The organism is Nonomuraea candida, assembly GCF_000725485.1.
In the GTDB taxonomy this organism is placed as follows: domain Bacteria; phylum Actinomycetota; class Actinomycetes; order Streptosporangiales; family Streptosporangiaceae; genus Nonomuraea; species Nonomuraea candida.
Genome location: NZ_JOAG01000020.1, coordinates 107,245 through 129,189, shown reverse-complemented (window position 1 = coordinate 129,189; position 21,945 = coordinate 107,245). Strand labels below are relative to the sequence as shown.

20 protein-coding genes and 1 pseudogene are annotated in these 21,945 nt (G+C 73.3%); 10 read left to right on the top strand and 11 right to left on the bottom strand.

The window, feature by feature from the left end; genetic code table 11:
• Positions 1-50: 50 nt before the first annotated feature.
• Positions 51-293, bottom strand: a complete 243-nt coding sequence (locus tag IO39_RS57855; protein WP_052423147.1) for an ABC transporter permease family protein — start codon at positions 291-293, stop codon at positions 51-53.
• 16 nt (positions 294-309) lie between these two features.
• Here IO39_RS57855 and IO39_RS20970 point away from each other — a divergent pair, with 16 nt between their 5' ends.
• The 4 genes and pseudogenes from IO39_RS20970 (at position 310) to IO39_RS56780 (ending at position 5,424) form a co-directional block, all read left to right on the top strand.
• Positions 310-936, top strand: a complete 627-nt coding sequence (locus tag IO39_RS20970; protein ID WP_052423146.1) for an aminotransferase class V-fold PLP-dependent enzyme — start codon at positions 310-312, stop codon at positions 934-936.
• A gap of 262 nt (positions 937-1,198) precedes the next feature.
• Positions 1,199-1,426 carry a hypothetical protein gene (locus IO39_RS20965; protein ID WP_043625691.1) on the top strand — a complete coding sequence of 76 codons (228 nt, stop codon included), beginning with the start codon at positions 1,199-1,201 and terminating at the stop codon, positions 1,424-1,426.
• A gap of 253 nt (positions 1,427-1,679) precedes the next feature.
• Positions 1,680-2,033 (top strand): annotated as a pseudogene (locus IO39_RS56785) (pyridoxamine 5'-phosphate oxidase family protein); the annotation flags it as partial.
• A gap of 196 nt (positions 2,034-2,229) precedes the next feature.
• On the top strand, positions 2,230-5,424 hold the full coding sequence (locus IO39_RS56780; protein WP_052423145.1) for an ATP-binding protein: 3,195 nt from the start codon (positions 2,230-2,232) through the stop codon (positions 5,422-5,424).
• A gap of 110 nt (positions 5,425-5,534) precedes the next feature.
• On the opposite strand, the gene IO39_RS20950 is transcribed toward IO39_RS56780, so the two are convergent.
• Complete coding sequence (locus IO39_RS20950) at positions 5,535-6,356, bottom strand: NAD(P)H-binding protein (protein ID WP_043625688.1); 822 nt, start codon at positions 6,354-6,356, stop codon at positions 5,535-5,537.
• An 84-nt stretch (positions 6,357-6,440) separates the two neighbouring features.
• Positions 6,441-7,010 carry a TetR/AcrR family transcriptional regulator gene (locus tag IO39_RS20945; RefSeq protein WP_043625686.1) on the bottom strand — a complete coding sequence of 190 codons (570 nt, stop codon included), beginning with the start codon at positions 7,008-7,010 and terminating at the stop codon, positions 6,441-6,443.
• Between the two features lie 143 nt (positions 7,011-7,153).
• Between IO39_RS20945 and IO39_RS20940 the strand changes: the two genes are divergently transcribed.
• From IO39_RS20940 to IO39_RS20930, 3 genes are all read left to right on the top strand, one after another.
• Positions 7,154-9,328 carry a carbohydrate-binding protein gene (locus IO39_RS20940; protein WP_043625684.1) on the top strand — a complete coding sequence of 725 codons (2,175 nt, stop codon included), beginning with the start codon at positions 7,154-7,156 and terminating at the stop codon, positions 9,326-9,328.
• Between the two features lie 294 nt (positions 9,329-9,622).
• Entirely contained in the window at positions 9,623-10,195 is a 573-nt protein-coding gene (locus tag IO39_RS20935; RefSeq protein ID WP_157548690.1) for a hypothetical protein, read from the top strand.
• A gap of 19 nt (positions 10,196-10,214) precedes the next feature.
• Positions 10,215-10,925: a hypothetical protein gene (locus IO39_RS20930; protein ID WP_043625679.1), complete on the top strand. Its 711-nt coding sequence runs from the start codon at positions 10,215-10,217 to the stop codon at positions 10,923-10,925.
• 31 nt (positions 10,926-10,956) lie between these two features.
• Here the strand turns inward: IO39_RS20930 and IO39_RS20925 are convergent, their stop codons facing one another.
• A complete protein-coding gene (locus IO39_RS20925) occupies positions 10,957-12,504 on the bottom strand; it encodes an alpha/beta hydrolase family protein (protein WP_052423144.1) in 1,548 nt (515 codons plus the stop codon).
• 79 nt (positions 12,505-12,583) lie between these two features.
• Here IO39_RS20925 and IO39_RS20920 point away from each other — a divergent pair, with 79 nt between their 5' ends.
• Positions 12,584-13,147: an ArsR/SmtB family transcription factor gene (locus IO39_RS20920; protein WP_043625676.1), complete on the top strand. Its 564-nt coding sequence runs from the start codon at positions 12,584-12,586 to the stop codon at positions 13,145-13,147.
• Positions 13,148-13,253: 106 nt separating this feature from the next.
• Here IO39_RS20920 and IO39_RS20915 read toward each other — a convergent pair whose 3' ends face one another.
• Entirely contained in the window at positions 13,254-14,561 is a 1,308-nt protein-coding gene (locus IO39_RS20915) for a helix-turn-helix domain-containing protein (RefSeq protein WP_052423143.1), read from the bottom strand.
• Positions 14,562-14,763: 202 nt separating this feature from the next.
• On the opposite strand from IO39_RS20915, the gene IO39_RS20910 reads away from it, so the two are divergent.
• Entirely contained in the window at positions 14,764-15,429 is a 666-nt protein-coding gene (locus IO39_RS20910; RefSeq protein WP_052423142.1) for a response regulator transcription factor, read from the top strand.
• 155 nt (positions 15,430-15,584) lie between these two features.
• Here the strand turns inward: IO39_RS20910 and IO39_RS20905 are convergent, their stop codons facing one another.
• Complete coding sequence (locus tag IO39_RS20905; RefSeq protein WP_084773192.1) at positions 15,585-16,283, bottom strand: NADPH-dependent FMN reductase; 699 nt, start codon at positions 16,281-16,283, stop codon at positions 15,585-15,587.
• Positions 16,284-16,384: 101 nt separating this feature from the next.
• On the opposite strand from IO39_RS20905, the gene IO39_RS20900 reads away from it, so the two are divergent.
• On the top strand, positions 16,385-17,041 hold the full coding sequence (locus tag IO39_RS20900; RefSeq protein ID WP_052423141.1) for a TetR/AcrR family transcriptional regulator: 657 nt from the start codon (positions 16,385-16,387) through the stop codon (positions 17,039-17,041).
• Between the two features lie 46 nt (positions 17,042-17,087).
• Here IO39_RS20900 and IO39_RS20895 read toward each other — a convergent pair whose 3' ends face one another.
• From IO39_RS20895 to IO39_RS20875, 5 genes are all read right to left on the bottom strand, one after another.
• Entirely contained in the window at positions 17,088-17,879 is a 792-nt protein-coding gene (locus IO39_RS20895) for an SDR family oxidoreductase (RefSeq protein ID WP_084773189.1), read from the bottom strand.
• The gene (locus tag IO39_RS20890; protein WP_052423140.1) at positions 17,876-18,391 is read right to left on the bottom strand and encodes a nuclear transport factor 2 family protein; all 516 of its coding nucleotides are present in this window, start codon (positions 18,389-18,391) and stop codon (positions 17,876-17,878) included. The genes IO39_RS20895 and IO39_RS20890 overlap by 4 nt, the downstream gene beginning before the upstream one ends.
• A 104-nt stretch (positions 18,392-18,495) precedes the next feature.
• Positions 18,496-18,711: an acyl-CoA carboxylase epsilon subunit gene (locus tag IO39_RS20885; protein WP_043626124.1), complete on the bottom strand. Its 216-nt coding sequence runs from the start codon at positions 18,709-18,711 to the stop codon at positions 18,496-18,498.
• Positions 18,708-20,279: an acyl-CoA carboxylase subunit beta gene (locus IO39_RS20880; RefSeq protein WP_052423139.1), complete on the bottom strand. Its 1,572-nt coding sequence runs from the start codon at positions 20,277-20,279 to the stop codon at positions 18,708-18,710. Before IO39_RS20880 ends, IO39_RS20885 begins: the two co-directional genes overlap by 4 nt.
• 57 nt (positions 20,280-20,336) lie before the next feature.
• The gene (locus IO39_RS20875) at positions 20,337-21,920 is read right to left on the bottom strand and encodes an MFS transporter (RefSeq protein ID WP_084773187.1); all 1,584 of its coding nucleotides are present in this window, start codon (positions 21,918-21,920) and stop codon (positions 20,337-20,339) included.
• Between the last annotated feature and the right edge of the window lie 25 nt (positions 21,921-21,945).

Here is a 21,945-nt window from a genome sequence, read left to right as displayed (position 1 = left end):
GCCGCACCTCCGGGACGGGCCCCGGTCCCGGAGGCGCAGCCGGCACGCAGCTAGGGCCGCCGGGCGGCCGTCTCGCGGACCCAGGGCAGCAACAACCGCTCGGCCAGCACCAGCGCGTAGAACAACCCGACACTCATCACCCCGAGCAACACGATCGCGGCGAACGCCAGCGCCGTGTCCGCGCTCCCTCCCTGCACGATCACGAACCCCAGCCCCGCGTCACCGGCACTGAACTCCCCGATCACCGCCCCCACCGAAGCCAGCGGCGCCGAGCGGATCGCCGACGCGATCACCGGCCGTACCGCGGCGGTGGCGTTCAGCCTGGTGCAGTCGGCCGACGGTCAGGTGGCGCCGCCGGCGGACATCGTGGCCGCCGCCCGCGACCACGACGCGCTGGTCATCGCCGACGGCTCCCAGGCGTGCGGGTGGCTGCCGGTCGACGTCTCGGGCATGGACGCGCTGGTCTGCGCGGCGTACAAGTGGCTGATGGCGCCGCGCGGAGCCGCGTTCGGCTACCTGTCGCCGCGCCTGCGCGAGCGCATGCGCCCGCTGGCCGCCAACTGGTACGCCGGCGCCGACGAGGGCGGCTCCTTCTACGGGCCGCCGCTGCGCCTGGCCGGCGACGCGCGCAGGTTCGACCTGTCGCCGGCCTGGTTCTCGTACGTCGGCGCCGCCCCCGCCATCGAGCTGCTGAACGAGATCGGCGTCGAGCGCGTCAGGGACCACGACGTCGCCCTCGCCAACCGCTTCAGGGCGGGCCTGGGGCTGGAGCCGTCCGACTCGGCGATCGTCGCGGTGGACGCGCCAGGCGAACGGCTGGCGGCGGCGGGGATCAGGGCGGCCGTACGGGCGGGCCGGGTGCGCGCCGCCTTCCACGTCTACACCACCGAAGACGACGTCGACCGCGCCCTCGACGCCTTGACCCGGCCCCGTTGACCCGGCCCCGTTGACCCAGCCCTGTTGACCTGGCCCCGTGGACCTGGCCCCGGGCTTGATCCCGGTCCTCGCCGTGGCCTCGCCATGGCCTCGCCGGAGCTCGCCGAGCAGGCGCGCGGACGCGGCGCCTCCCGCTGAGAGGAGGTCGGGGTCACGGGTTTGACAGCAGCTCGTCACCTCCCGTCACGTTCCGTAGTCACTCTGAACGGCGAAACACAACACGGAAACCATTGGCCCCCTCCGCAACCCGAAAGGTTGTCCCATGCGTCACTCGACCCGCATCACCGCCATCGCCCTCGCAGGCGCGTTCGCCCTCGCCACCCTCGCCGCCCCGGCGTCGGCGACGATCCTCCCGGCCGGCGTCGACACGGACGTCAGCGCGTTCAACGGCAACCGCTTCCCCGTCTGCGTGCCCGGCCTCAAGGCGGCCGGCGTCGGCGTGGCGGTGCCGATCGGCTCGTCGGAGCAGTCGGGCTGCATCCAGCGCTGACGCCCGCCACGCTCCCGGACCGTAAGCCGACGGCCCCGAACGTCGGCGGCCCCACGGCCCACGGTCCGCACGCGGCCCTCGTCTGAGGGCCGCCGGTGAAACCCCGCAGCGCGGCGTCCACCCGGCGCCAGGACCGGCGTGCAGTCCGGCACCCACGGCCGCCGCGCTGCGGTCATTCTCCCCTCCCGGGCCGCCTCCGGTCCCGCCCGCGTTTCGCCCGGGGCCCGGGACGGGCGCGGGCCATACTCGGAGGATGGAGCCGCTGACGGAGATCCTCCACCTGCCGCCCGGTTACCGGCACGCGGAGCAGACCGCCACGCTGGAGTGGGGCGAGGTGCGGGCGAGGCTGGCCGCCGCACCGCACTACTGGCTGGCCACCGTACGCGCCGACGGGCGCCCGCACGTCGTGCCCGTGGACGGCGTCTGGCTGGACGAGGCGCTCCACTTCGGCGGCAGCCTCGAGACCGTGCACGAGCGCAACCTGCGCCGGTCCGGCCTGGTCTCGGTGCACCTGGAGGACGCGGAATCGGCCGTCATCGCCGAGGGCCGGGCCGTACGCGTCCATCCCTCCCCCGAGCAGGCCCGCCACCTGGCGGAGGCGACCCGCGCCAAGTACGGCCACGGCCCCGACCCGGACGCCTACGCCTCCGGGTCGGGGCCCTGGCGCCGTCGCGGGTCTACGCCTGGAACGCCCTGCCCGAGGACGCCACCCGCTTCACCTGGCAGCGGCCTCGGACCCGATGACCCGGCCCGGCGCACCGCGGGCGGCCCGGATTGTCGGGGCGGCCGCGTAGGGTTCCCGCATGGCGATGCTCATCGGGCGGGAGCGACCTGCCGCGATCCTGCGCGGCGAGGTGGAGCGTGCGCTGATCAGCCATGGGTCGCTGGTGCTGGTGACGGGCGAGGCGGGCATCGGCAAGAGCACGCTGGTGGCGGATGCGGCGGAAGAGGCCGTCCGAGGGGGCGCCCGGCTGCTCGGCGGAGCCTGCTGGGAGGGCGAGGGCGCGCCGGGCTACTGGCCGTGGGTCCAGGTGGTGCGGCAGCTCTGCCCCGGGGCGACGCCGCAGAGCCTGGCGGGGGCGGACGCGGAGGCGTTCGAGCTCTACGACGCGGTGACGGGCCTGCTGGTGGCGGCCTCGCGGGAGCGTCCGGTGGTGGTCGTGCTCGAAGACCTGCACTGGGCCGACGCGGCGTCGCTGCGGCTGCTGGAGTTCGTGGTGCGGCACGCCTGGTTCGAGCGGCTGCTCGTGATCGGCACCTACCGCGACGCCGAGATCGACGGGCCCCTCAGCCTGCCCCTGGAGGCCAGGGCCGTCACGCTGACGCTGACCGGCCTCGACCGCGAGGGCGTGGGGCGGCTGGTGGCGCTCACGACGGGGATGACTCCCGGCGACGAGCTGGTCACGGAGATCCACCGGCGCACCGGCGGCAACCCGTTCTTCGTCGAGCAGACCGCCCGCCTGTGGCAGGGTGGCAGCCCCCTCGCCACGATCCCGCCGGGAGTGGGCGCGGCGGTCCACCGCCGGTTGTCCCGGCTGGGCGACGACGTTCTCGGCGTGCTGCGGATGGCCGCGGTGCTGGGCCGCGAGTTCACCGGGCGCTCCCTCATCACCGCCATGGACGCCCTCGCGCCCGGTCAGGCGGGGTGGGCCGAGGCGGTGCGCAAGGCTCTTGAGCAGGCGGCGTCGGCCAAGCTCGTCGTGTCGCGCGGGCCCGGGCGGCACGCGTTCGTGCACGACCTGGTGCGCGAGACCCTCTACGCCGAGCTGTCCGGGCCGCGCCGCGCCGCCCTGCACGCCGCCGCCCTCTCGGCCCTGGACACGGCCCTGCCCGCCACCCGCGCCCGTCACGCCTACCTCGCCGCCGTGCCCGAAGCCGCCGACCTGCTGGTCAGCGCCGCCAGGGACGCCGAGGGCCGGATGGCGGACGAGGAGGCCGCCGGGCACTACCGCCGCGCCCTGGAGCTCATCCCCGGCACCGACCCGCGCCGGCGGGCCTCGATCGGGCTCGACCTCGGCGTGGCGCAGCACCGCGCCGGCGACACCGCCGCCGGGGCGCGCACCCTGGACACGGCGATCGCGATCATCCGCCGGCTCGACGCCCCCGACCTGCTCGCGATCGCGGCGCTGAAGCTGCACGACCTCTCCCTCATCGCGCAGGGCCGCTGGACCGACTTCGTCCACGACGCCCACCGGCGCCTGATGCGCCGAGCCGCCCCGCCCTCCGGCCGGAAGGACGACGACCAGAGGCCGGACGAGCGAGGAGACAGCGGCCGGGAAGACCGCGCTCACGAAGACAGCGCTCACGAAGGCAGCGCTCATGAAGACAGCGCTCATGAAGACAGCGCCCATGAAGACAGCGCCCACGAAGGCAGCGGTCCACGAGACCGCGAGGACCACCGCTGGCGGGAAGACGGCGAGGGCCGGCCGGACGCCGTGGGGCGCGAGCTGAGTGAGGTGGCGGCCGACCTGGCCAGGCAGGGGGAGGACGACGAGGCGCTGGGATACAGCCTCATGTCCAGGCTGGGCACCATCTGGGGGCCGGACACCACCCGCGAGCGCCTGGCGATCATCAGCGAGCTGCAGGCGGTGGCGCGGCGCACCCGGGACGAGCAGCTCGATCTGACCGCCCGCACCTGGCGCATCGGCACCCTGCTGGAGCTGGGCGACCCCCGTTGCCGGGCCGAGCAGCGCGCGTTCGCCGAGCGGGCCGGGGAGTCGGAGCTGACCCTGTTCAGGCACGAGGCTGCCGTGCTGGAGGCCATGTTCGCCACCCTCACCGGCCGTTTCGACGAGGCCGACGCCGCCATCGAGGCCGCCTATGAGCTGGGCGAGCAGCCGGGCCTCGGCAGGGACGACCTGCGCTGGATGCAGCGCTGGTCGGCCGCGCTGCTGCGGGGCCGCTTCGACGTCGCCGACACCGTGCTCGCGGAGATGGAACACGCGGGCAGCCGGCACTTCCCGCTCTACCGGGCCGTGACGGAGGTGCGGCGCGGCGACGGGAGCGAGGCCGCCCTGCGTCACCTGGCGCACACCATGGCGGCGGGCGAGCGGTATCTGCGCTGGATGGCGCCGCTGTGGCTGAGATTCCAGGCGCAGGTGGCGGCCCGTACCAAGGACCCGGTGCTGTGCGAGCGCGCCCGTGCCGCGATCGCCCCGTACACCGGGCAGTGGGGCGTGACGGCCACCGTCGCCGTCGAGGGCCCGTACACCTACTGGACGGCGCTGCTGGACGCCGCGCAGGAGCGCTGGGACGCCGCGATCGACGGCTTCGCCTCGGCCTGCCGGTCGGCCGACCTCCTGGGCGCGCGGCCGTGGTCGGTCGAGTCCCGCGCCCGGCTGGCGGAGGCGCTGCAGGCCCGCGGCGACGACGCCTCCGAGCTGATCGAGCAGGTGGAGCGGGAGGCCGCGGAGCTCGGCATGCTGGTACGCCTGCCGCGCCCCGGCGCCAACGCCTTCCGCTTCGACGGCGAGGTCTGGACACTGACCTTCGCCGGCCGGACCGTGCACCTGCCCGACGCCAAGGGGCTGGCCGACCTGCACGTGCTGATCGGCCGGCCGGGGGCCGACGTGCCGGCGGTCGCGCTGCTCGACCCGGCGGGCGGCGAGGTCGTGCGGGCGGCGCGCGGCCTGGGCGGCGACGACGTGCTCGACGAGGAGGCCAGGGTGCGTTACCGGCGGCGGCTGGAGCTGCTCGACGAGGAGATCGACCGGGCGGTGGAGCTGGGCGACGACCGGCGGGCGGCCGGGTTCGACGCCGAGCGGCAGGCGCTGCTGGACGAGCTGCGCACGGCCACCGGGCTGGGCGGCCGGCCACGCCGCCTCGGAGACGAGGCCGAACGCGCCCGCAAGGCCGTCACCAACCGCATCCGCAACACGCTGCGCCAGCTCGACCAGCGCCACCCCGAACTGGCCGCCCACCTGCGCGCCTCGGTCTCCACCGGCACGACGTGCCGCTACCACCCGGCCACGGAGGTGCGCTGGTCCACCCACCCGTGACCCTGCGCCCGCCCCCCGCGACCGGGCCGGGCGGGTGAGGCGTCAGGGAGGGTGAGGGTTGTCAGCGGAGCTTGGCGAAGAAGGCGCAACCTGGCAAAGGGTGTGATGGTTCAGGGCTGTTCGAAGGCCGTGGCGTGTTCGGCGGCCCACTGGGCGAAGGTGCGGGCCGGGCGGCCCGTGACCCGTTCCACGGTCGGCCGCACGACGGCGCCGGCCTCCGGCGGGCGGGCGCCGAGCTGCACCCCGAACTCGATCAGGTCGTCGCTCACGCCGGCCGCCCGCATCAAGGCGCGGTATCCGGCCTCGTCCAGCTCCTCGAACCGCAGCTCCCGCCCGATCGCCGCCCCGAGCAGCCGCGTCCGCTGCTCGGGGGTGAGCGACTCGGGGCCGGTCAGCGCGTACGATCTCCCCGCGTGCCCCTCCCCGACCAGCGCCGCCACGGCCACGGCGGCGATGTCGGCCTCGTGCACCACGGCGCTGGGATGGTTGCCGAAGACGCGCACCACGCCCTCGTCCCTGATCGACTCCAGCCAGTCGTAGGCGTTGGCCATGAACTCGGCGCACCACACCTGCGTCCAGGCCGCGTTGGCCTCGCGCAGCGCCCGCTCGACCGAGGTCTCCTCCCACCCGGTCAGGACGCTGATGCGGGCGACGCCCGCCCGGGCCGCCAGCTCGACGATCTCGGGCCCGGTCTCCAGGTCGGCGCCGTCGTCGCCCCCGAACGTGATCAGGTGCAGGCCCGCCACGCCCTCCAGCGCCGGGACCAGGGTCCGGGGCGAGGTGAGGTCGCCGCAGGCCACCTCGACGCCGTCGGGCAGGCGGGCCGCCGCCGGGTTCCTGGTCAGCGCGCGTACGGGCAGGCCCCGTTCGACGAGTTGCGCCACGATCTGCCGCCCGACGGTCCCGGTGGCGCCGGTCACGAGAAACGTCATTCTTCTCTCCTTCGAGTACGTGTTCTCCGTCGTCTCGAAGAGGAGGCGCTACACGCGGAATAGCGCCCGCTATCCCGCGGGGTCTCAGGTGCGGTCGCCGCCGGTCAGGTAGTGCTGCACGGCGGGCCCGAGGTCCCGCACCAGGGTCTCCACGTCGGCGTCGGCCATCGGCGGGAAACGCAGGACGTAGCGGGTCAGCGCCAGGCCCAGGAGCTGGGTGGAGACGAGCCCGGCGCGGTAGGCGGCGTCGTCCGCCCCGGTGAGGCGGGCGACGAACGCGGCGATCTGCGTCTCGAAGACCTCCCGCATCCGCTCGGCGGCCATCGGGTTGGTGCTCGCGGAGCGGAGCAGCATGATCAGCACGTCGTCCGACAGTTCGCCTTCCCAGCGCGCCAGGAAGTGCCGCACGAGCAGCTCGCCCAGCCGGTCCGCCGGTGGCCGGTCGACCTCGGCGAGCCGCAGGTCCACGTCGACGGCGGCGCTGAACAGCCCGGCCTTGCTGCCGTAGTAGCGCATGACCATGGAGGGGTCGACGCCGACCAGGGAGGCGACCGCCCGGATCGTCATCGCCTCGTAGCCGCGCTCGATGAGCAGTTTCCTGGCGGCCGAGAGGATGGCGGTCCGGGTGGCTGCCGATCTCTCGGTGAAAGCCATGACAACGAGTGTAGGCCAACAGGCGTAGGAATATCACGGACACGCGGCCGTAACAACCCGGTAACGGCCTCTTCCCCTCCCTCATGTGACCGTTCACACTCAAGCAGATACTGTGACCGGTCACATCGAAGGGTCGAACCGCTATGAGGAGGACGAATGCCTGGTCAGCCGTGCTGGTGGCGGCTCTGGTCGCGGGCGTCGTGACGAGCCCGCCGGCCGCGGCTCCCGCCCGCGCCGCCGCCGCGTCGCGGCTCGTCGTGGATCTCGGGACGCCGACCGGCGCGCTCCGTTACGGCGCCACCGGCTTCCTGTACGGGCTCGGTGACGAGGGCATCCCCGACGAGACCATGCTGGCGGCGCTGAAACCCCAGGTCACGGCGCAGAAGGCGCCCGACGGCCGGCAACATCCGAACGGCGACGCGCTGAAGGTCGCGCCCATGTTCAAGCGGGCCGGCGGCCGCGACATCCAGATCTACATGCAGGACATCTACCGGCAGTGGCCGTACGAGAACCTCGGCCTGGCCGACTACCTGGCCAAGGTGGAGACGATGACACGCAAGGTGGTCGCGGACCCGTACCGCGCCTCCTACGTCTACGTGCCCTTCAACGAGCCCGACCAGATCTGGTACGCGGGGAACCTGCCCGCCTTCCTCGACGCGTACAAGACCGTCTACCAGCGCATCCGCTCGATCGATCCGGGCGCGCGCATCGCGGGCCCGAACTTCGCCTCCTACCGCTCGGCCGACCTGCGGGCGTTCCTGACCTTCGCCCGCGACAACCGCGTGCTGCCCGACGTCACCACCTGGCACGAGCTCGGCGACGACTTCTACACGAGCTGGCACACGCACTACGCCGACTACCGGGCCATGGAGGCGAGCCTCGGCGTCTCCCCGCGCCCGATCACGATCAACGAGTACGGCCGCGCCTCCGGCGACCTGGGCGTGCCGGGCAACCTGGTGCAGTTCGTGGCCAAGTTCGAGAACAGCAAGGTCGACGGCTGCCTGGCGTACTGGACGACGGCCGGCGGCCTCAACGACCTGGTGACCAGGAACAACCAGGCGACCGGCGGGTGGTGGCTCTACAAGTGGTACGGCGAGCTGACCGGCACCACGGTGGCCGTCACCCCGCCCGCGCCGGGCGGCTCCCTCCAGGGCCTGGCCGCCTACGACCCGGCCAAGAAGCAGGCCAGGGTGATCTTCGGCGGGAACAACCCGGCGTCCGGCACGTACGACACGGAGGTGGTCGTCACGGGCATCCCGGCCGCGCTGAGCGGCGCTGGAGGCACGGTGCACGCCACGGTGTGGGGCGTGGACGACTCGGGGCTGAACCCCTCCCCCGGCCCGTACCGGGTGGCCGAGGCGGACTTCCCGGTCTCGGGCGGGCAGATCACGATCCCGCTGGCCGGGCTGAAGGGATCGTCGGCGTACCACGTGATCGTGACCCCGGACAAGGACACCTCGCCCGCCGGCTCGCGGTACGAGGCGGAGTACGCGGCGCTGTCCGGCTCGGCCCGCGTCACGTACGGGCAGAACACCGGCTATTCGGGCACGTCCTTCACCGAGGGGTACGGCGGCAGCACCACCGCGGGCACGGCGTTCGTGGTGACGGCGGCCGGTGACGGCTACCACGACCTGGCGCTGCGTTACTCGGCGGGCCCGTTCGCGGGCGCGCCGGCCGGCCGGTCGGTGCGGCTGCGCCTCAACGGCTCCGACCTCACCGACCTCGCGCTGCCGGGGACCGCGGACTGGAACACGTGGAACACGGTGACCGCCCGGGTGTTCCTGACCGCCGGGATCAATCGGGTGGAGGTCAACGCGTACGCGGCCGACGACCGGGACGCGGTCAACCTGGACTATCTCGCCGTCACTCCGGCGTCCGGGGTGGTCACCGCGTACCAGGCCGAATCGCCCGCGAACACGCTGGGCGGCGCGGCCCGGGTCGGCGCCAACGCCGCGGCCTCCGGCGGGCAGTACGTGGGGTTCATCGGCGCGGGCGCGGCCAACACGCTGCGCTTCAACGGGGTGACGGTCCCGGCCGCGGGCCGCTACCGCATGGTCGTCACGTACGCCAACGGCGAGCTGGGCGAGGGCGCGGACAACTACAACACCAACATCGTGGACCGGTACGCCGACATCTCCGTCAACGGGGGCGCGGCCCGGCGTCACTACTTCCGCAACACGCTGGGCTGGTCGAACTTCCGTACGACGGTGGGGGACGTGGTGCTGGCGGCCGGGGCGAACACGATCACGTTCGCCAACGCCTCCACCGGCTACGCGCCGGACATCGACCGCATCCAGATCGCCGCCCCGCTCGCCTGAGCCACTCGCACGGACACGTGGACTCAAGCCCGCCCGCACGCGGCAGGGTGACTTTGAGCCACCAGGGGGCACGCCCGGCCGCTGGGCGTGCCCCCTGCGTTCCTGTCACCGGAAGCGGCCGGTCACCCCTCCTGCCCGGCCTCACACGATTGAGCAGTGCGGCCGGTCTTCCCCTCCCGGCCGGCCGCCCGCGATAACCAGTGGTGCACCGAGAGTAACCGTTCGTACACTGCGAATCACGGATCGGGTTCTAGAGGGCGAACGGCTTCTGGCGGGAGAGGGCAGGGTCGGGCGATGAGCGTAGTTCCGGAAGAGGCCGAGGGTGTCCGGGTGGCCGAGGGCGGCCGGGCCCCCGGAGGAGGGGCCGGTCGCTGCCTGGAGGCGGTGACCCGGCACGAGGAGCTGGTGCGGCTGCTGGCCGAGCAGTTCGCGCGGGCCGACGCGTCGCTGCGGGAGTTGCAGGCGCGGGCCGACAGGGCGGGCGGGGCGCGGCTGCCCCGGGCGACGTGCGCCGACATGCTGGCGGGGCGGCGCTTTCCGAAGAAGGCGGTGATGGTGGCGTTCCTGCGGGCGTCCCGCCACCCCGCCCCGGCCGGACACGACCGGACGGGCGCACGGGGCGGACGGGGCGGACGGCCCGGGCGAGATCCGGGGAACCGGCGGGCCGCTCACGGGGGACGACCCCGGATGGGCCGGCGGCGCGGCCACGCGGAACGAGCCCGGCTGGGCGGGCACACCGCGGGGACCCGGCGGAGCCGGATGGGCGGGCGCACCGGAACAGGCCGGCGGAACCGGATGGGCCGGCACACCGGAACAGGCCGGAACCGGATGGGCGGGCGTACCGGAGCCGGCCGGCGGGGCGGGTGAGGGCAGGGGCCCCGACGGGATGGGGTTCGGCGCCTCAGACCGCCGGGACGGCAGGGGGCGGCGGGCCGGCGCGAGGAGCGCGGGCCGGGGGCGGGCGGTCGCGGCCGCCGCGTTCGGCTCGCTCGCCGCGGGGGTGGCGCTCGGCGCGCTGGGCACCGTGGCGGCGCTGGGCGTGCTCGCCGGCGCGTGGGTGCCGGAGACGGCCAACCCCGCCGTCTCCCCCGCCCGGGCTCTCGTGGACGACGGGCGGGCGTTCGGGCCGGGCGGTTCGAGCCGGTTCACGGTCACCGTCGATCCGGACAACACCGGCGTACGCCTGATCCGCCGCCTCGACGCCGGCATCGGCATGCAGCGCGCCACCATCACGGTGAACGGCACCCCGGCGGGCGCGTGGCAACCGCTGCACACCGAGCACGTCTACCGGTGGAAGGACCAGAGCGTGGACATCCCGCCGTCCTTGAGCGCGGGCAAGCACTCGCTCACGATCGTGAACACGTTCGTCTCCTCCGACCAGGACTTCAACGAGTTCCTGTACGTCGTCCAGCACCAGGTCAACGGCGTCTGGTCCACCGCCGACACCCTCGACGTGGGCCCCGGGCACCCGGCCAGCGAGGCCGCGCACGGCTACCGCATCATCGGCCCGGAGACCTTCACCGGCGCGCAGACGTTCTCCTACCCGCCCTCCACCCCCTCCATCACGACAGACGGCGGCGACCGGCGCGGCATCTGACCCCGGCGCCATCCGGGTGAAACCTCCGGCCTCAGGGCAGCAGCAGTCCCCAGTACAGCGCCCACGGCACGAACACCGCGCCGCCCGCGATCAGCAGCCCGAGGCGGGTGCGCTCGCCGCGCGGGAGGGCCGCCCGCCGCCGGCGCAGCGCCGTCAGCACGGTGGCCACGACGGTCGTGACCGCCAGCGCCTGGAGCGCGAGCCAGATGAGCGGCCGGTCGCCTGCCAGCGGGCCGGGCGAGGCCAGCTTGCCGCCCGACATGACCACGGCGAACAGGTACGCGAACCCGCCTGCCGTCACCGCGAGCCCGCCCGCGCTGACCAGCCGGGCCGCCTTCACCACCGGCCCGGCCGGGCGCCGCCTGAGCCGCCGGACCAGGGCCGTCACCGGATACCCGGCGAACGCCACCAGGAACAGCACCAGCACCGCCAGCTGCGCTCCGGCCGACTCCCACCACGCGGTCGGCGGCACCCCGAAGGTGTCGCTCGCCTGCTCCGGGGCCGGCCCGGACACCTGCGCCACCGGCGCGCGCCCGGAGGTCGCCTGGCCCACCCACGTCCCGACCAGCTCCGCGTAGCCGGGAGCCAGGTCGGGCAGCCGGGTGACGCCGCCGTCGGGCGTCAGGTGGGCGGCGTGGTCGGCGCCGGGGAAGAACCGGAACGCGTACCGGCGGTTGCCGCCCTTCTCCAGGGCCTCGGCGAGGATGGGGGGCGTCTCCCTGGGCGGGGTGAGCAGGTCGTGCACGCCCCAGATGCCGAGCACCGGCTGCCGCACCCGCGCGAGGACCGGCTCCGGGTCGAAGAAGGGCTCGGGGAACAGCCCGCCGTCCGCGATCACCCGGTAGAGGTTGGGCTCGGCCCGCTCCACCAGCGACCCGCCCACGCCGGCCCTGCGCAGCCCGGCCGCCACGGCCCAGGCCTGCTGCCGCAGCGGGCTCAGCGCGTTGGCGCCGACGAGGACGACGAAGGCGATGTCACGGGAGCGGGAGGCGGCGATCGGCGCCACCCACCCGCCCTCGCTGAGCCCCCAGACGCCGACCTTGCCGGGGTCGACCCCGGCCTGCCGCCGCAGCGTCGCGACGGCTCCCAGGGCGTCCTCGGCGAGGGTCGCGTACGACCGCTCGAACATCGAGTACCCCTCGGAGCGCTTGTCGTAGACGAGCACGGACAACCCCTGCCGGGCGAAGGCCACGGCCTCGGCCAGCAGCTTCTGCCGGGGCGTGCCGGTGCCCGCGCCGTGCACCAGCACGATGCCCGGCCGTCCGGCGGGGGCGTCCGGCCGGCTGATCACGCTGCCGTGCAGGGTGAGGCCGCCCGCGCCGCGGAAGCTCACCTCGGTGGAGGCCAGGTCCCCGGGCAGCCCGGGCGGCCCGGGCGGCCCGGGCGGCCCGGGCTGCCCGGCAGTCCGGGTGAACGCGGCCGGCGCGACAGGCCGTACGGACCCGGCGGACACGGGCCAGGCCGACGCGGGCGGCGTGGCCGGCGCGGAGGACGCGGCCGACGCGGGGGGCGGGGCCGGCGCGATCAGCACGGCCAGCGCGGCCGACGCGGCGGCGAGGGCCGGGAGGATTCTCTTCATGATGCCGACAGTAGTCTGCAGAGAAACCTCGGCAAAGCGTTGTCTGCAGATGTCGTTCTGGAGGACTAGCCTGCTCCTCATGAAGGATGACGAGCCGTACGTACTCGACGACCCCGACCGGCTCAAGGCACTGGCCCACCCCATGCGCCGCCGCATGCTGACCCACCTCAACCTGCACGGCCCGGCCACCTCGACCACCCTGGGCGAGCTGTTCGGCGCCAAGACCGGCACGACCAGCTACCACCTGCGCCAGCTGGAGAAGTACGGCTTCATCGAGGAGATCCCCGAGCGGTCGTCGGGCCGCGAGCGCTGGTGGCGGCGCGCCGAGGTGCCCAGGGACGTCCGCCTGCCCACCCCCGACCAGCTCGCGCCGGGCGACCGGGCGGTGCTGGAGGAGTTCCACCGGGTCGGCTACGAGGAGGACCGCGCCCTGTTCGAGCGCTTCCCCGCCGCCTACCGGGCCGACCCGGGCTGGGCGAAGGGGTCGCGCGGGCTGGCCCGCATGACCAGGCAGGACCTGGACGCCTTCTACGAGGAGTACATCGCGCTGCTCCTGCGTTACAGCCGCCCTGCGGAGGAGGCCCCGCCGGACGCCCGCCCCGTCTACGTCCGCCTCTTCACCCTGCCCGCGGACGAGGGCTGAGGCCCGGGCGCCCGGCCGGACGTCACCGGCGTCTCCGCGAGCGCCCGGGCGCCGGGCGCGGGGGTCACCCCGGGGCCCGCGACCGCCCGGGCGTCGGGCGCGGGGGTCACCCCGGGGCGGGCGGCGCGCCGGCGCCCGGGCGCGGGGGCGTGGCGCAGGAGCGTAACGTTCGCACGGTGGCCGAACTGGCCGCCAGCAGGAGCCTCGCCCGGTCCTGCGGCAGCTCGTACCGCACGTCCAGCCACGACGCGAACCGGTAGGGCCGCTGCTCGAAGAGGTCGCCCAGCCGCTGCCGCAGCCGGGACAGCTCGGCGCGCACGGTGACCTTGCGCCGCCGGTCGCCGAACAGGTCCTCGGCCAGCTCCGCGGCGCTGAGCCCGGCCGGGTTCAGCGCCAGCAGGAGCAGGATCTCCGCGTGGCGCGGCGTCAGCCGGTGCTGCCAGGACCCGCTCGGGGCGACGACGGTGATCGTGGGGATGTCTCCGCTCAGGTTGAGCCGCACCGTCGTCGGCCGGTCCGGCTCGGGAGGGCCGACGCGGATGAGCCAGCCCTCGAACAACGGCTCCACCCTGCACAGGCCGAACGGCGCGATCCGCGCGTCCCCGCCGCTCAGCTCCTCGGGCAGGAGGACGCGGTCTCCCGGCCACATGCCCGTCACCGCGGCCACCCACCCGTGGCGGTCGGTCACCAGGGCGCATCCGCCCACCCGTGCGAGCACCGGTGCGGCGGCGGCGCGCAGGCGGGCCAGCCGGGACTGGTGCTCCTCCTTGAACGAGGCATTGGCCAGACTCGTCACGGCGTGGACGAGGGCGAGCGTGGACGGGTGCGCCGTCGCGGCAGGGCCGCTGACGTCCACGACGCCGAGGAACTGTCCGCTGACGGGGTCGTGCAGCGGAGCGGCGGTGCAGATCCACGGGTCGTGCCCCCGGACGAAGTGCTCGGCGGCGAAGATCTGGACGGGACGCTGCACGACCAGGCCGGTCCCGATCCCGTTCGTGCCGACGGCCGCCTCGTCCCAGACGGCCCCCTCGGCGAACCCCAGCGACTCGGCCTCTCTCCGGACGGCCGGGCTGCCCTCCTGCCACAACAGGCAGCCGTCCGCGTCGGTGATCACCATGATGTGCACACCGTCGTCGGAGATCGAGGTCAGGCCACCTCGCAGGACGTCCAGGACCTGGCCGATGCGGGACTGCCTGCGGCGCCACTCGACCTCTTCGCGGGGGGCGATCGGCAGGTCTCGCCCCCGCTCCGGATCGACGCCCAACCGGCGTACCCGGTTCCAGGATTCGGCGATGAGCGGACGGGGCGAGGCCACCGGCCGGTCGCCGGCGAGCACCGCGTCCCTGATCCGGCTCAGAAGGTGTGCGTGACGGCGATGGTCCGAGCCGACCGGAAGTGCACTTTCGAGTTCCATTCACTGCTCCCAACGGGATGACTCGATCGCGACGGAGTGCGACGTTCCTCTTGCGGTTCACGCTGGGCCTTGCAACGTTCTGCAACCCTTCCCAGCCACATGATAAATGACCCAGAATGATTCCCGATAAATGAAAGAGGGAATGCGCGGGGAAGGCCCGTGGTGATGTTCGACCAATCTCACTGGCTGCCTGGAGGCTGCTGTGCGAGTACTCGCGGTAGAAAGTGATGCCGAAGCCGCGGCGTCACTGGCTGATGGACTACGACGACATGGACACACCGTGGCCTGCGTGACCACGGGAGCGGCGGCACTGCGCGCAGCTCATGGCGCTGACCTGGTGCTGCTCGGCATCGAACTGTCCGATCTGGACGGCCTGAAGGTCTGCCACGACATCCGGGCCGGCGGCGACACGCCGATCATCGCCATCACGAATAACGACACCGAGTTGAATCGGGTGCTGTGCCTCCAATCCGGCTCGGACGATTGCCTGGCCAAGCCGTATCGTTTCCACGAGCTGCTGGCCCGTATCGAGGCGGTGATGCGGCGTTTCCGCCCGGGACGGCACACGACCACGGGCCGGGTCATCTCACGCGGATCCCTGCGCATTGATCCGGGGGCCCGGGAGATTTATCTGGACAATCGTCCGGTCCGGGTCACGCGCAAGGAGTTCGACCTCCTTCATCACCTGGCCGCCCGGCCCAGGACGGTGGTGTCCCGCAAGGAGATCATGTCGCAGGTGTGGAACGACCCGGCGACGACGTCGAGCCGTACCGTCGACACGCACGTCAGCAGCCTTCGCAACAAGCTCGGCCAGAAGAACTGGATCCGCACCGTGCGCGGCGTCGGTTTCCGATTCGAATATGAATAGCGAGTTTCCAGAGAGAAATCGCGCCGAATGGCCCGCGAGCAGGCGAGCTCGTGGGCCATTCGGGTGCCGGGAAGGGAATTGATGACCAGCAGGCGGATTTTCCCGGTTCCGGCTCCGCCCGAGCGGCCGGCCCTCCCGCCGGCCGCGGCGCGGCACTACCCCGCGGCGGAGGCGGCGCCGCCGGCCGCGCCCGAGGCGTGCGAGACGGCGGCGTCACCGCCGGTCGTGCCGGCGGCGTCACCGCCCATGGTGCCGGCGGCGGTGCGCAGGGGTTGCAGGGCGACACCCCACTCGATCATCTCGTCGAGCATCTCGTGCAGCGTCGGCTCCTGATGCTCACCCGGCGCGCACAACCCCGGCGCGGCCGGATCCTCCGGATCGACGATCTCGAAGTCGGTGAACGCCGACAGCGCCACCTGCGAACGCACGTTGGCCACCCGCAGCTCCACCAGAGCCAGCCGCAGATGCTCCACCGCCCGCGTCCCCGCATGCACCCCGTAACTGACGAACCCCGCCACCTTGTGATGCCACTCGGCGAACAGGAAGTCCACCGCGTTCTTCAACGCCCCCGGAACACTGTGGTTGTACTCCGGCGTCACGAACACGAACCCGTCGAACGACCCCACCACCGACGCCCACCGGCGCGTGTGCTCATGCTCATACGCCCCGAACAACGGCGGCACCGCCTCATCCAGCAGCGGCAGACCGAAATCCGCCAGATCCACCGCCTCGACCAGCACCTCCCCCGACTTCACCGCCGGATGCCGACCCGCCGCACCCACGACCCACTCCACCACCGACCCACTCTGCCGGCGCGGCCGCGTACTCCCATTGACCACTGCCAACCGGAGCATCACACACCTCCCATCACCTCGATTGCCCGAACCTTCCACACCCGCTAAAGTACAACGATCATAGTAACAAGTAAAGTGTATATTTTAACTGGAGGCGAGTGATGCAGAACCAGACCAGCACCGGCGACACAGTGACCACCCGCGCCCGCGGCGGGCGGGCCGACAAGCGGCAGGCGATCCTCGCGGGAGCGCTGACCGTCTTCGCCCGCGACGGCTACAGCCGCGCGAGCATCGACGCCATCTCGGCGTCGGCGGGCGTGTCCACCCGCACCATCTACAACCATTTCGAGGACAAGGCGCAGTTGTTCGAGGCCGTCATCCAGGACAGCGCGGCACGCGCGGCGGAGGCGCAGATCGCGCTCATCGAACGGCATCTGAACAAGATCATCGACTTGGAGACCGACCTCATCGAGTTCGGCAGAGACTGGACGGCGCCGATGCCCGCGTACGCCGACCACTTCGCGCTCGTCCGGCAGATCAACGCCGAGCTCGGGCACATCCCCCGCGCCGCCATCGACGCCTGGCAGGCCACCGGCCCGCTGCGGGTGCGCCACGAGCTGGCCCTGCGCATCGCGAAGTTCGCCGACCGGGGGCTGCTGCGGGTCGCCGACCCCGAGCGGGCGGCGCTCCACCTGCTGCTGCTGATCTCCAGCGACGTGCCCGCCTACGAAGGCGACGTGCTGACCGAGGAGCAGGCCGACGAGATGGTCACCTCCGGCGTCCGCGCCTTCCTGCACGGCTACGGCACGGCCGCGTAAGGCCCCCGCGGGCGGCACCGCCCGCGGGGGCCCGCGCCCGGCGGCCTCAGCCCAGCAGGCCGCCGCCGGTGGCGTCGACGAACGCGCCGGTGATCCAGCGCGCCTCCTCGGAGGCGAGGAAGGCGACGACGTCGGCGATGTCCCGCGTCTGACCGACCCGGTTGAACGCCGACTGCCTGGCCATCACCGCCACCGTCTCGGGGTCGGCGTAGGTCGGCCCGCCGTTGTCCGTGACGCCTGGCGCCACGGTGTTGATCGTGATGCCGCGCGGCGCGAGGTGCCGCGCGAGATGCCGGGCGAGCTGTTCGAGCGCGCCCTTGGTCATCGCGTACGGGACCACCGCCGGATTCCCGATGCGGGTCAGCCCCGACGAGATGTTGATGATCCGGCCGCCCTCGGCGAGGATCCGCAGCGCGCGCTGGACGATGAGGAAGGGCGCGGTGCTGTTGACCGCGAAGAGGTGCTCGAGCTGCGCGCGCGTGACCTCCTCCGGCTCGCCGGCGGCCAGCACCCCGGCGTTGTTCACCAGGATGTCGAGCGTCACCGAGCCGTGGTGCGCCCGCAACCCCGCCTCCAGCCCTTCGAAGAGCTCCTCGACGTCCCCGGGCATGCCCAGTTCCGCCCTGACCGCGAACGCGCTGCCGCCCGCCCGCTCGATCGAGGCGAGGGTCTGCTCGGCCGCCTCCTTGTTGCTCGCGTAGTGCACGGCGACCAGAGCGCCCTCACCCGCCAGCCGCAGGGCCGTCGCACGGCCGATGCCCCGGCTCGACCCGGTGACCAGTGCCGTCCTGCCGGCGAACCTGCCCCCGGTCATGGTGCTCCCCGTGAATGTGCTCATCGCGCTCCTCCCTGCGCCGATGCCCGTCGTGCCTGCGGGCCGGGGCCCTTCGGCCCTTCGCCCGCGCTCCACACCAGGTCGAAGGCGAAACGGCGGATGCGCCAGCCGCGCGTGGTGCGCACCGCCTCGGCCTCGTAGTGGCCGCCGATGTCGAAGTGGCCGCCCGGCTCCGCGCCCCGCCGCACGTGCACGGCGGTCAGGTGCGCCCGTACGCGGGCCCGGTCCCCGTCGATCTCGATGGCGTAGTTGCCGCTCATGTGGTGGGTCCGCTCGAACGTGCCGCGCGCCATCTCCTGGAACCGGGCGAGCCCGGCCATCCCCTTGTACTCGCCCATGGGGAAGACGAGCTGGACGTCCTCGGTGAAGACGGCGTCGAACCACGTGTCGTCGTCGCGGTCCCGGTCGAGGTGCGTGACGTAGCGGTCGCACAACGCGGCCAGCTCCGCCCGGTCACCGAGCTCCCGGACGCGGGCGCGCAGCGCCTCGACCTCGTCAAGGGTGATCGTGGACATTGCCTGATCCTTTCTGGCGGTCTTTCCTGGGCCTGCGGGGAACTCAGCGGGCGAGACGGCGGCGCGACCGGCCGTGCCGCCGTCGCCGTCTCGCCCCGTGCGGGTCAGCGCTCGCCGTTGCGCCAGGTGCGCGGGCCGGCGAAGCGCGGCGCGCGGTCCGGGCCGTGCCAGCGGGCCATGGCCCGGGCGGGGGTGCGCGGCCCGTCCGGCTCCGCGCGGGCCGCCCTGGCGAGCAGGACCGCGACGAGGGCCGCCAGGTCGTCCGCGCTGGGGTTGCCCTTCTCGACGCGCAGCAGCGGCGGCGTGTCCGGCCCGGTCATTGCGGCGGGTTGCCGTGCTTGCGGCGCGGCAGGTCGGCGTCCTTGGCGTGCAGCATGTCGAGCCCGCGGATCAGCACGGACCGCGTCTCGCGCGGGTCGATGACGTCGTCGACCAGCCCTCGCTCGGCGGCGTAGTACGGATGCACGAGCTCCCGCCGATACTCGTCGATCTTCCTGCGGCGCGTCTCCTCGGGGTCCTCGGCCCCCGCGATCTCCCGCCGGAAGACCACGGCCGCCGCGCCCTCCGCGCCCATCACGGCGATCTCGTTGGCGGGCCAGGCGAAGGCGAGGTCCGCGCCGATCGACCGGGAGTCCATCACGATGTACGCACCCCCGTACGCCTTGCGCAGCACCAGCGAGATCCGGGGCACGGTGGCGGCGCAGTAGGCGTACAGGAGCTTGGCGCCGTGCCGGATGATGCCGCCGTGCTCCTGCTCGACGCCGGGCAGGAAGCCGGGCACGTCGACCAGCGTGATCAGCGGGATGTTGAACGCGTCGCAGAACCGCACGAAGCGCGCCCCCTTCTCGCTGGCCTTGATGTCCAGCACGCCGGCCATGACGGCGGGCTGGTTGGCGACGACGCCCACGACCTGGCCGCCGAGCCTGGCCAGAGTGCAGACGATGTTGGGGGCCCAGGCGGCGTGCACCTCCATGTGCTCGCCGTCGTCCACGACCTCGCCGATCACCGCGCGGATGTCGTAGGCCCGGTTGACGTCGGCGGGCACGAGGTTCAGCAGGGCGTCGCCGGGCCGGTCCGCGGGGTCGTGGCCGGGCGCCGCCGGCGGCAGCTCGCGGTTGTTGGCGGGCAGCAGCGACAGCAGGTAGCGAACCTCGGCGAGGCAGGTCTCCTCGTCGTCGTACACGAAATGGGCCACGCCGGAGACCTCGGCGTGCACGTCGGCGCCGCCGAGCTCGTCGTGCGTGACGCGTTCGCCGGTGACCTGCCGCACCACGTCGGGGCCGGTGACGAAGGTCTGGGAGATGCCCCGGACGGCGAAGACGAAGTCGGTGAGCGCGGGCGAGTAGGCGGCGCCGCCGGCGCAGGGGCCGAGCATGACGCTGATCTGCGGGATCACGCCCGAGGCCCGGGTGTTGCGGTGGAAGATGCCGCCGTAACCCGCGAGCGCGCCGACCCCCTCCTGGATGCGGGCCCCGGCTCCGTCGTTGAGCGAGACGAGCGGGGCGCCCGCCGCCAGGGCCATGTCCATGAGTTTGTGGATCTTCTGGGCGTGCGCCTCGCCGAGCGCCCCGCCGAAGATCCGGAAGTCGTGGGCGTACACGAAGACGGTGCGCCCTTCGACGGTGCCCCACCCGGTGACCACCCCGTCGGTGTGGGGGCGCCTGGCCTCCAGGCCGAAGCCGCGGGCCTGGTGCCGCCGCAGCGGCTCGACCTCGGTGAAGCTCGCCTTGTCGAGGAGGAGTTCGATGCGTTCGCGGGCGGTCAGTTTGCCCTTGGCGTGCTGGCGCCCGGTGGCCTCGGGGTCGGGCCCTCGGCGGGCGAGCTCCTTCAGTTCGTTCAGCCGGTCCAGATGATCGATCATCTCGGTGGACGGCCCAGCGGCCGGCATGGCCCACTCCTTTCGTGTGTGCGGAGACCCGGCCATGCCGTGCCGGCGAGCACCGGGTCAGCCTCCGGTCTGTTCCTTGTCGGGGGTGGTGGTCACCGCCTCGGGGAGGTCGTCGGCGAGCTGTCCGTCGAGCGTCTCCCCGCGCAGGCGTACGGCCGCCATGACGGCGAGGCCGAGCAGGACGGCCACGCCGATCCCGGTGCTGATCCGCATCCCGGTCGTGAACGCCTGGCGGGCGGTGTCGAGCAGTTCGGCGCCGGTGGCGCCGGGCAGGTGCGCCGCGGCCGCGACCGCGCCGCCGAGCGTGCCCTGCGCGGAGTGCAGCAGGTCCGCGGGCAGGCCCTCGGGGAGCGCGCCGCCGACGCCACCGCGGTAGACGGCGGTGCCGATGCTGCCCAGCACCGCGATGCCGAGCGCGGCACCCATCTCGGCGCTGGTCTCCTGCACGCCGGACGCCGCGCCGGCCTTCTCCGCGGGGACGGAGTTGAGGATCATGGTGGTGCACAGCGACAGCGTGATGCCGAGCCCGATGAAGAGCAGCACGCCGCCTATGACGAGGAAGGCGATCCCGCCCCCGGCGTTGACCAGGGTGATGACCACCATCCCGAGGGCCGCCACCACCAGTCCGCCGACCATGACGCGGGCGGGCCTGAACCATCTGGTCAGCAGCGGCAGGAGCGCGATGCCGCCGACGCTGCCGAGCGTGATGGGGATGGTCGCCAGCCCCGCCTGGAACGGCGACAGGCCGGCGACGAGCTGCAGGTACTGGGCCATGAAGTAGTACGCGCCGAACATCGCGCCGAGGCCCAGCGTGATCACGACCGCCCCGACGGTGAACGAGCGGTTGGCGAACAGCCGCAGGTCCAGCAGCGGGTCGGCGAGCCTGCGCTGCCGCCGGACGAACACCACGCCCAGGCCGAGCCCGATCACCAGGACGACGGGCGACAGGGGGTCGAGGCCGGCCTCGCCGAGGTGCTGCAGCGAGAACACCACCGCCAGCATGGTCGCCACCAGCAGGGCGGCGCTGGTGAGGTCGAGCCTGCCGGGCGCGGGGTCGCGGTATTCCGGCAGCAGCGCCGGCCCGAGAGCGATCACCAGCAGCATGACCGGCACGCCCAGCAGGAACACCGAGCCCCACCAGAAGTACTCCAGCAGCACGCCGCCGACCGCCGGGCCGATGGCGTCGCCGACCATGATGCCGGACATGAAGACGCTGATGGCCAGCGTGCGCTGCTTGGGGTCGCGGAACATGTTGCGGATCAGCGACAGGGTGGACGGCATCACGGTGGAGCCGGCGACCCCCAGCAGGCCCCTGGCCACGATCAGCATCTCGGCGTTGGCCGAGAACGCGGCGAACACCGAGGCCGCCCCGAAGGCGGCGGCGCCGACGAGCAGCAGCCTGCGGCGGCCGATCCGGTCGCCCAGGGCCCCCATGGGGATGAGGAGCCCGGCCAGGACGAGCGGATAGATGTCGAGGATCCACAGCAGCTGGGCGCCGGTGGGTCTCAGCTCCGCGGTCAGCTTGGGGATCGCCAGGTTGAGAACGGTCAGGTCGAGGCTGAGCAGCAGCGCGGGCAGCACCAGGACGGCGAGCCCTAGCCAGGTTCTTCCGTCTGCTCGGGGAGGGATTGTCGACGCCATGTCACCGGCCTTCCTTCAGCGGGGC

Coding starts and splice junctions, on each gene's coding strand:
- IO39_RS20930 (WP_043625679.1), top strand. CDS start 10,215: ATGGGGTTCGGCGCCTCAGACCGCCGGGACGGCAGGGGGCGGCGGGCC.
- IO39_RS20895 (WP_084773189.1), bottom strand. CDS start 17,879: ATGAGCACATTCACGGGGAGCACCATGACCGGGGGCAGGTTCGCCGGC.
- IO39_RS20935 (WP_157548690.1), top strand. CDS start 9,623: ATGAGCGTAGTTCCGGAAGAGGCCGAGGGTGTCCGGGTGGCCGAGGGC.
- IO39_RS20950 (WP_043625688.1), bottom strand. CDS start 6,356: ATGACGTTTCTCGTGACCGGCGCCACCGGGACCGTCGGGCGGCAGATC.
- IO39_RS20880 (WP_052423139.1), bottom strand. CDS start 20,279: ATGCCGGCCGCTGGGCCGTCCACCGAGATGATCGATCATCTGGACCGG.
- IO39_RS20915 (WP_052423143.1), bottom strand. CDS start 14,561: ATGGAACTCGAAAGTGCACTTCCGGTCGGCTCGGACCATCGCCGTCAC.
- IO39_RS20945 (WP_043625686.1), bottom strand. CDS start 7,010: ATGGCTTTCACCGAGAGATCGGCAGCCACCCGGACCGCCATCCTCTCG.
- IO39_RS20885 (WP_043626124.1), bottom strand. CDS start 18,711: ATGACCGGGCCGGACACGCCGCCGCTGCTGCGCGTCGAGAAGGGCAAC.
- IO39_RS20920 (WP_043625676.1), top strand. CDS start 12,584: ATGAAGGATGACGAGCCGTACGTACTCGACGACCCCGACCGGCTCAAG.
- IO39_RS20965 (WP_043625691.1), top strand. CDS start 1,199: ATGCGTCACTCGACCCGCATCACCGCCATCGCCCTCGCAGGCGCGTTC.
- IO39_RS20905 (WP_084773192.1), bottom strand. CDS start 16,283: ATGCTCCGGTTGGCAGTGGTCAATGGGAGTACGCGGCCGCGCCGGCAG.
- IO39_RS20900 (WP_052423141.1), top strand. CDS start 16,385: ATGCAGAACCAGACCAGCACCGGCGACACAGTGACCACCCGCGCCCGC.
- IO39_RS20890 (WP_052423140.1), bottom strand. CDS start 18,391: ATGTCCACGATCACCCTTGACGAGGTCGAGGCGCTGCGCGCCCGCGTC.
- IO39_RS20875 (WP_084773187.1), bottom strand. CDS start 21,920: ATGGCGTCGACAATCCCTCCCCGAGCAGACGGAAGAACCTGGCTAGGG.
- IO39_RS20925 (WP_052423144.1), bottom strand. CDS start 12,504: ATGAAGAGAATCCTCCCGGCCCTCGCCGCCGCGTCGGCCGCGCTGGCC.
- IO39_RS20940 (WP_043625684.1), top strand. CDS start 7,154: ATGAGGAGGACGAATGCCTGGTCAGCCGTGCTGGTGGCGGCTCTGGTC.
- IO39_RS56780 (WP_052423145.1), top strand. CDS start 2,230: ATGGCGATGCTCATCGGGCGGGAGCGACCTGCCGCGATCCTGCGCGGC.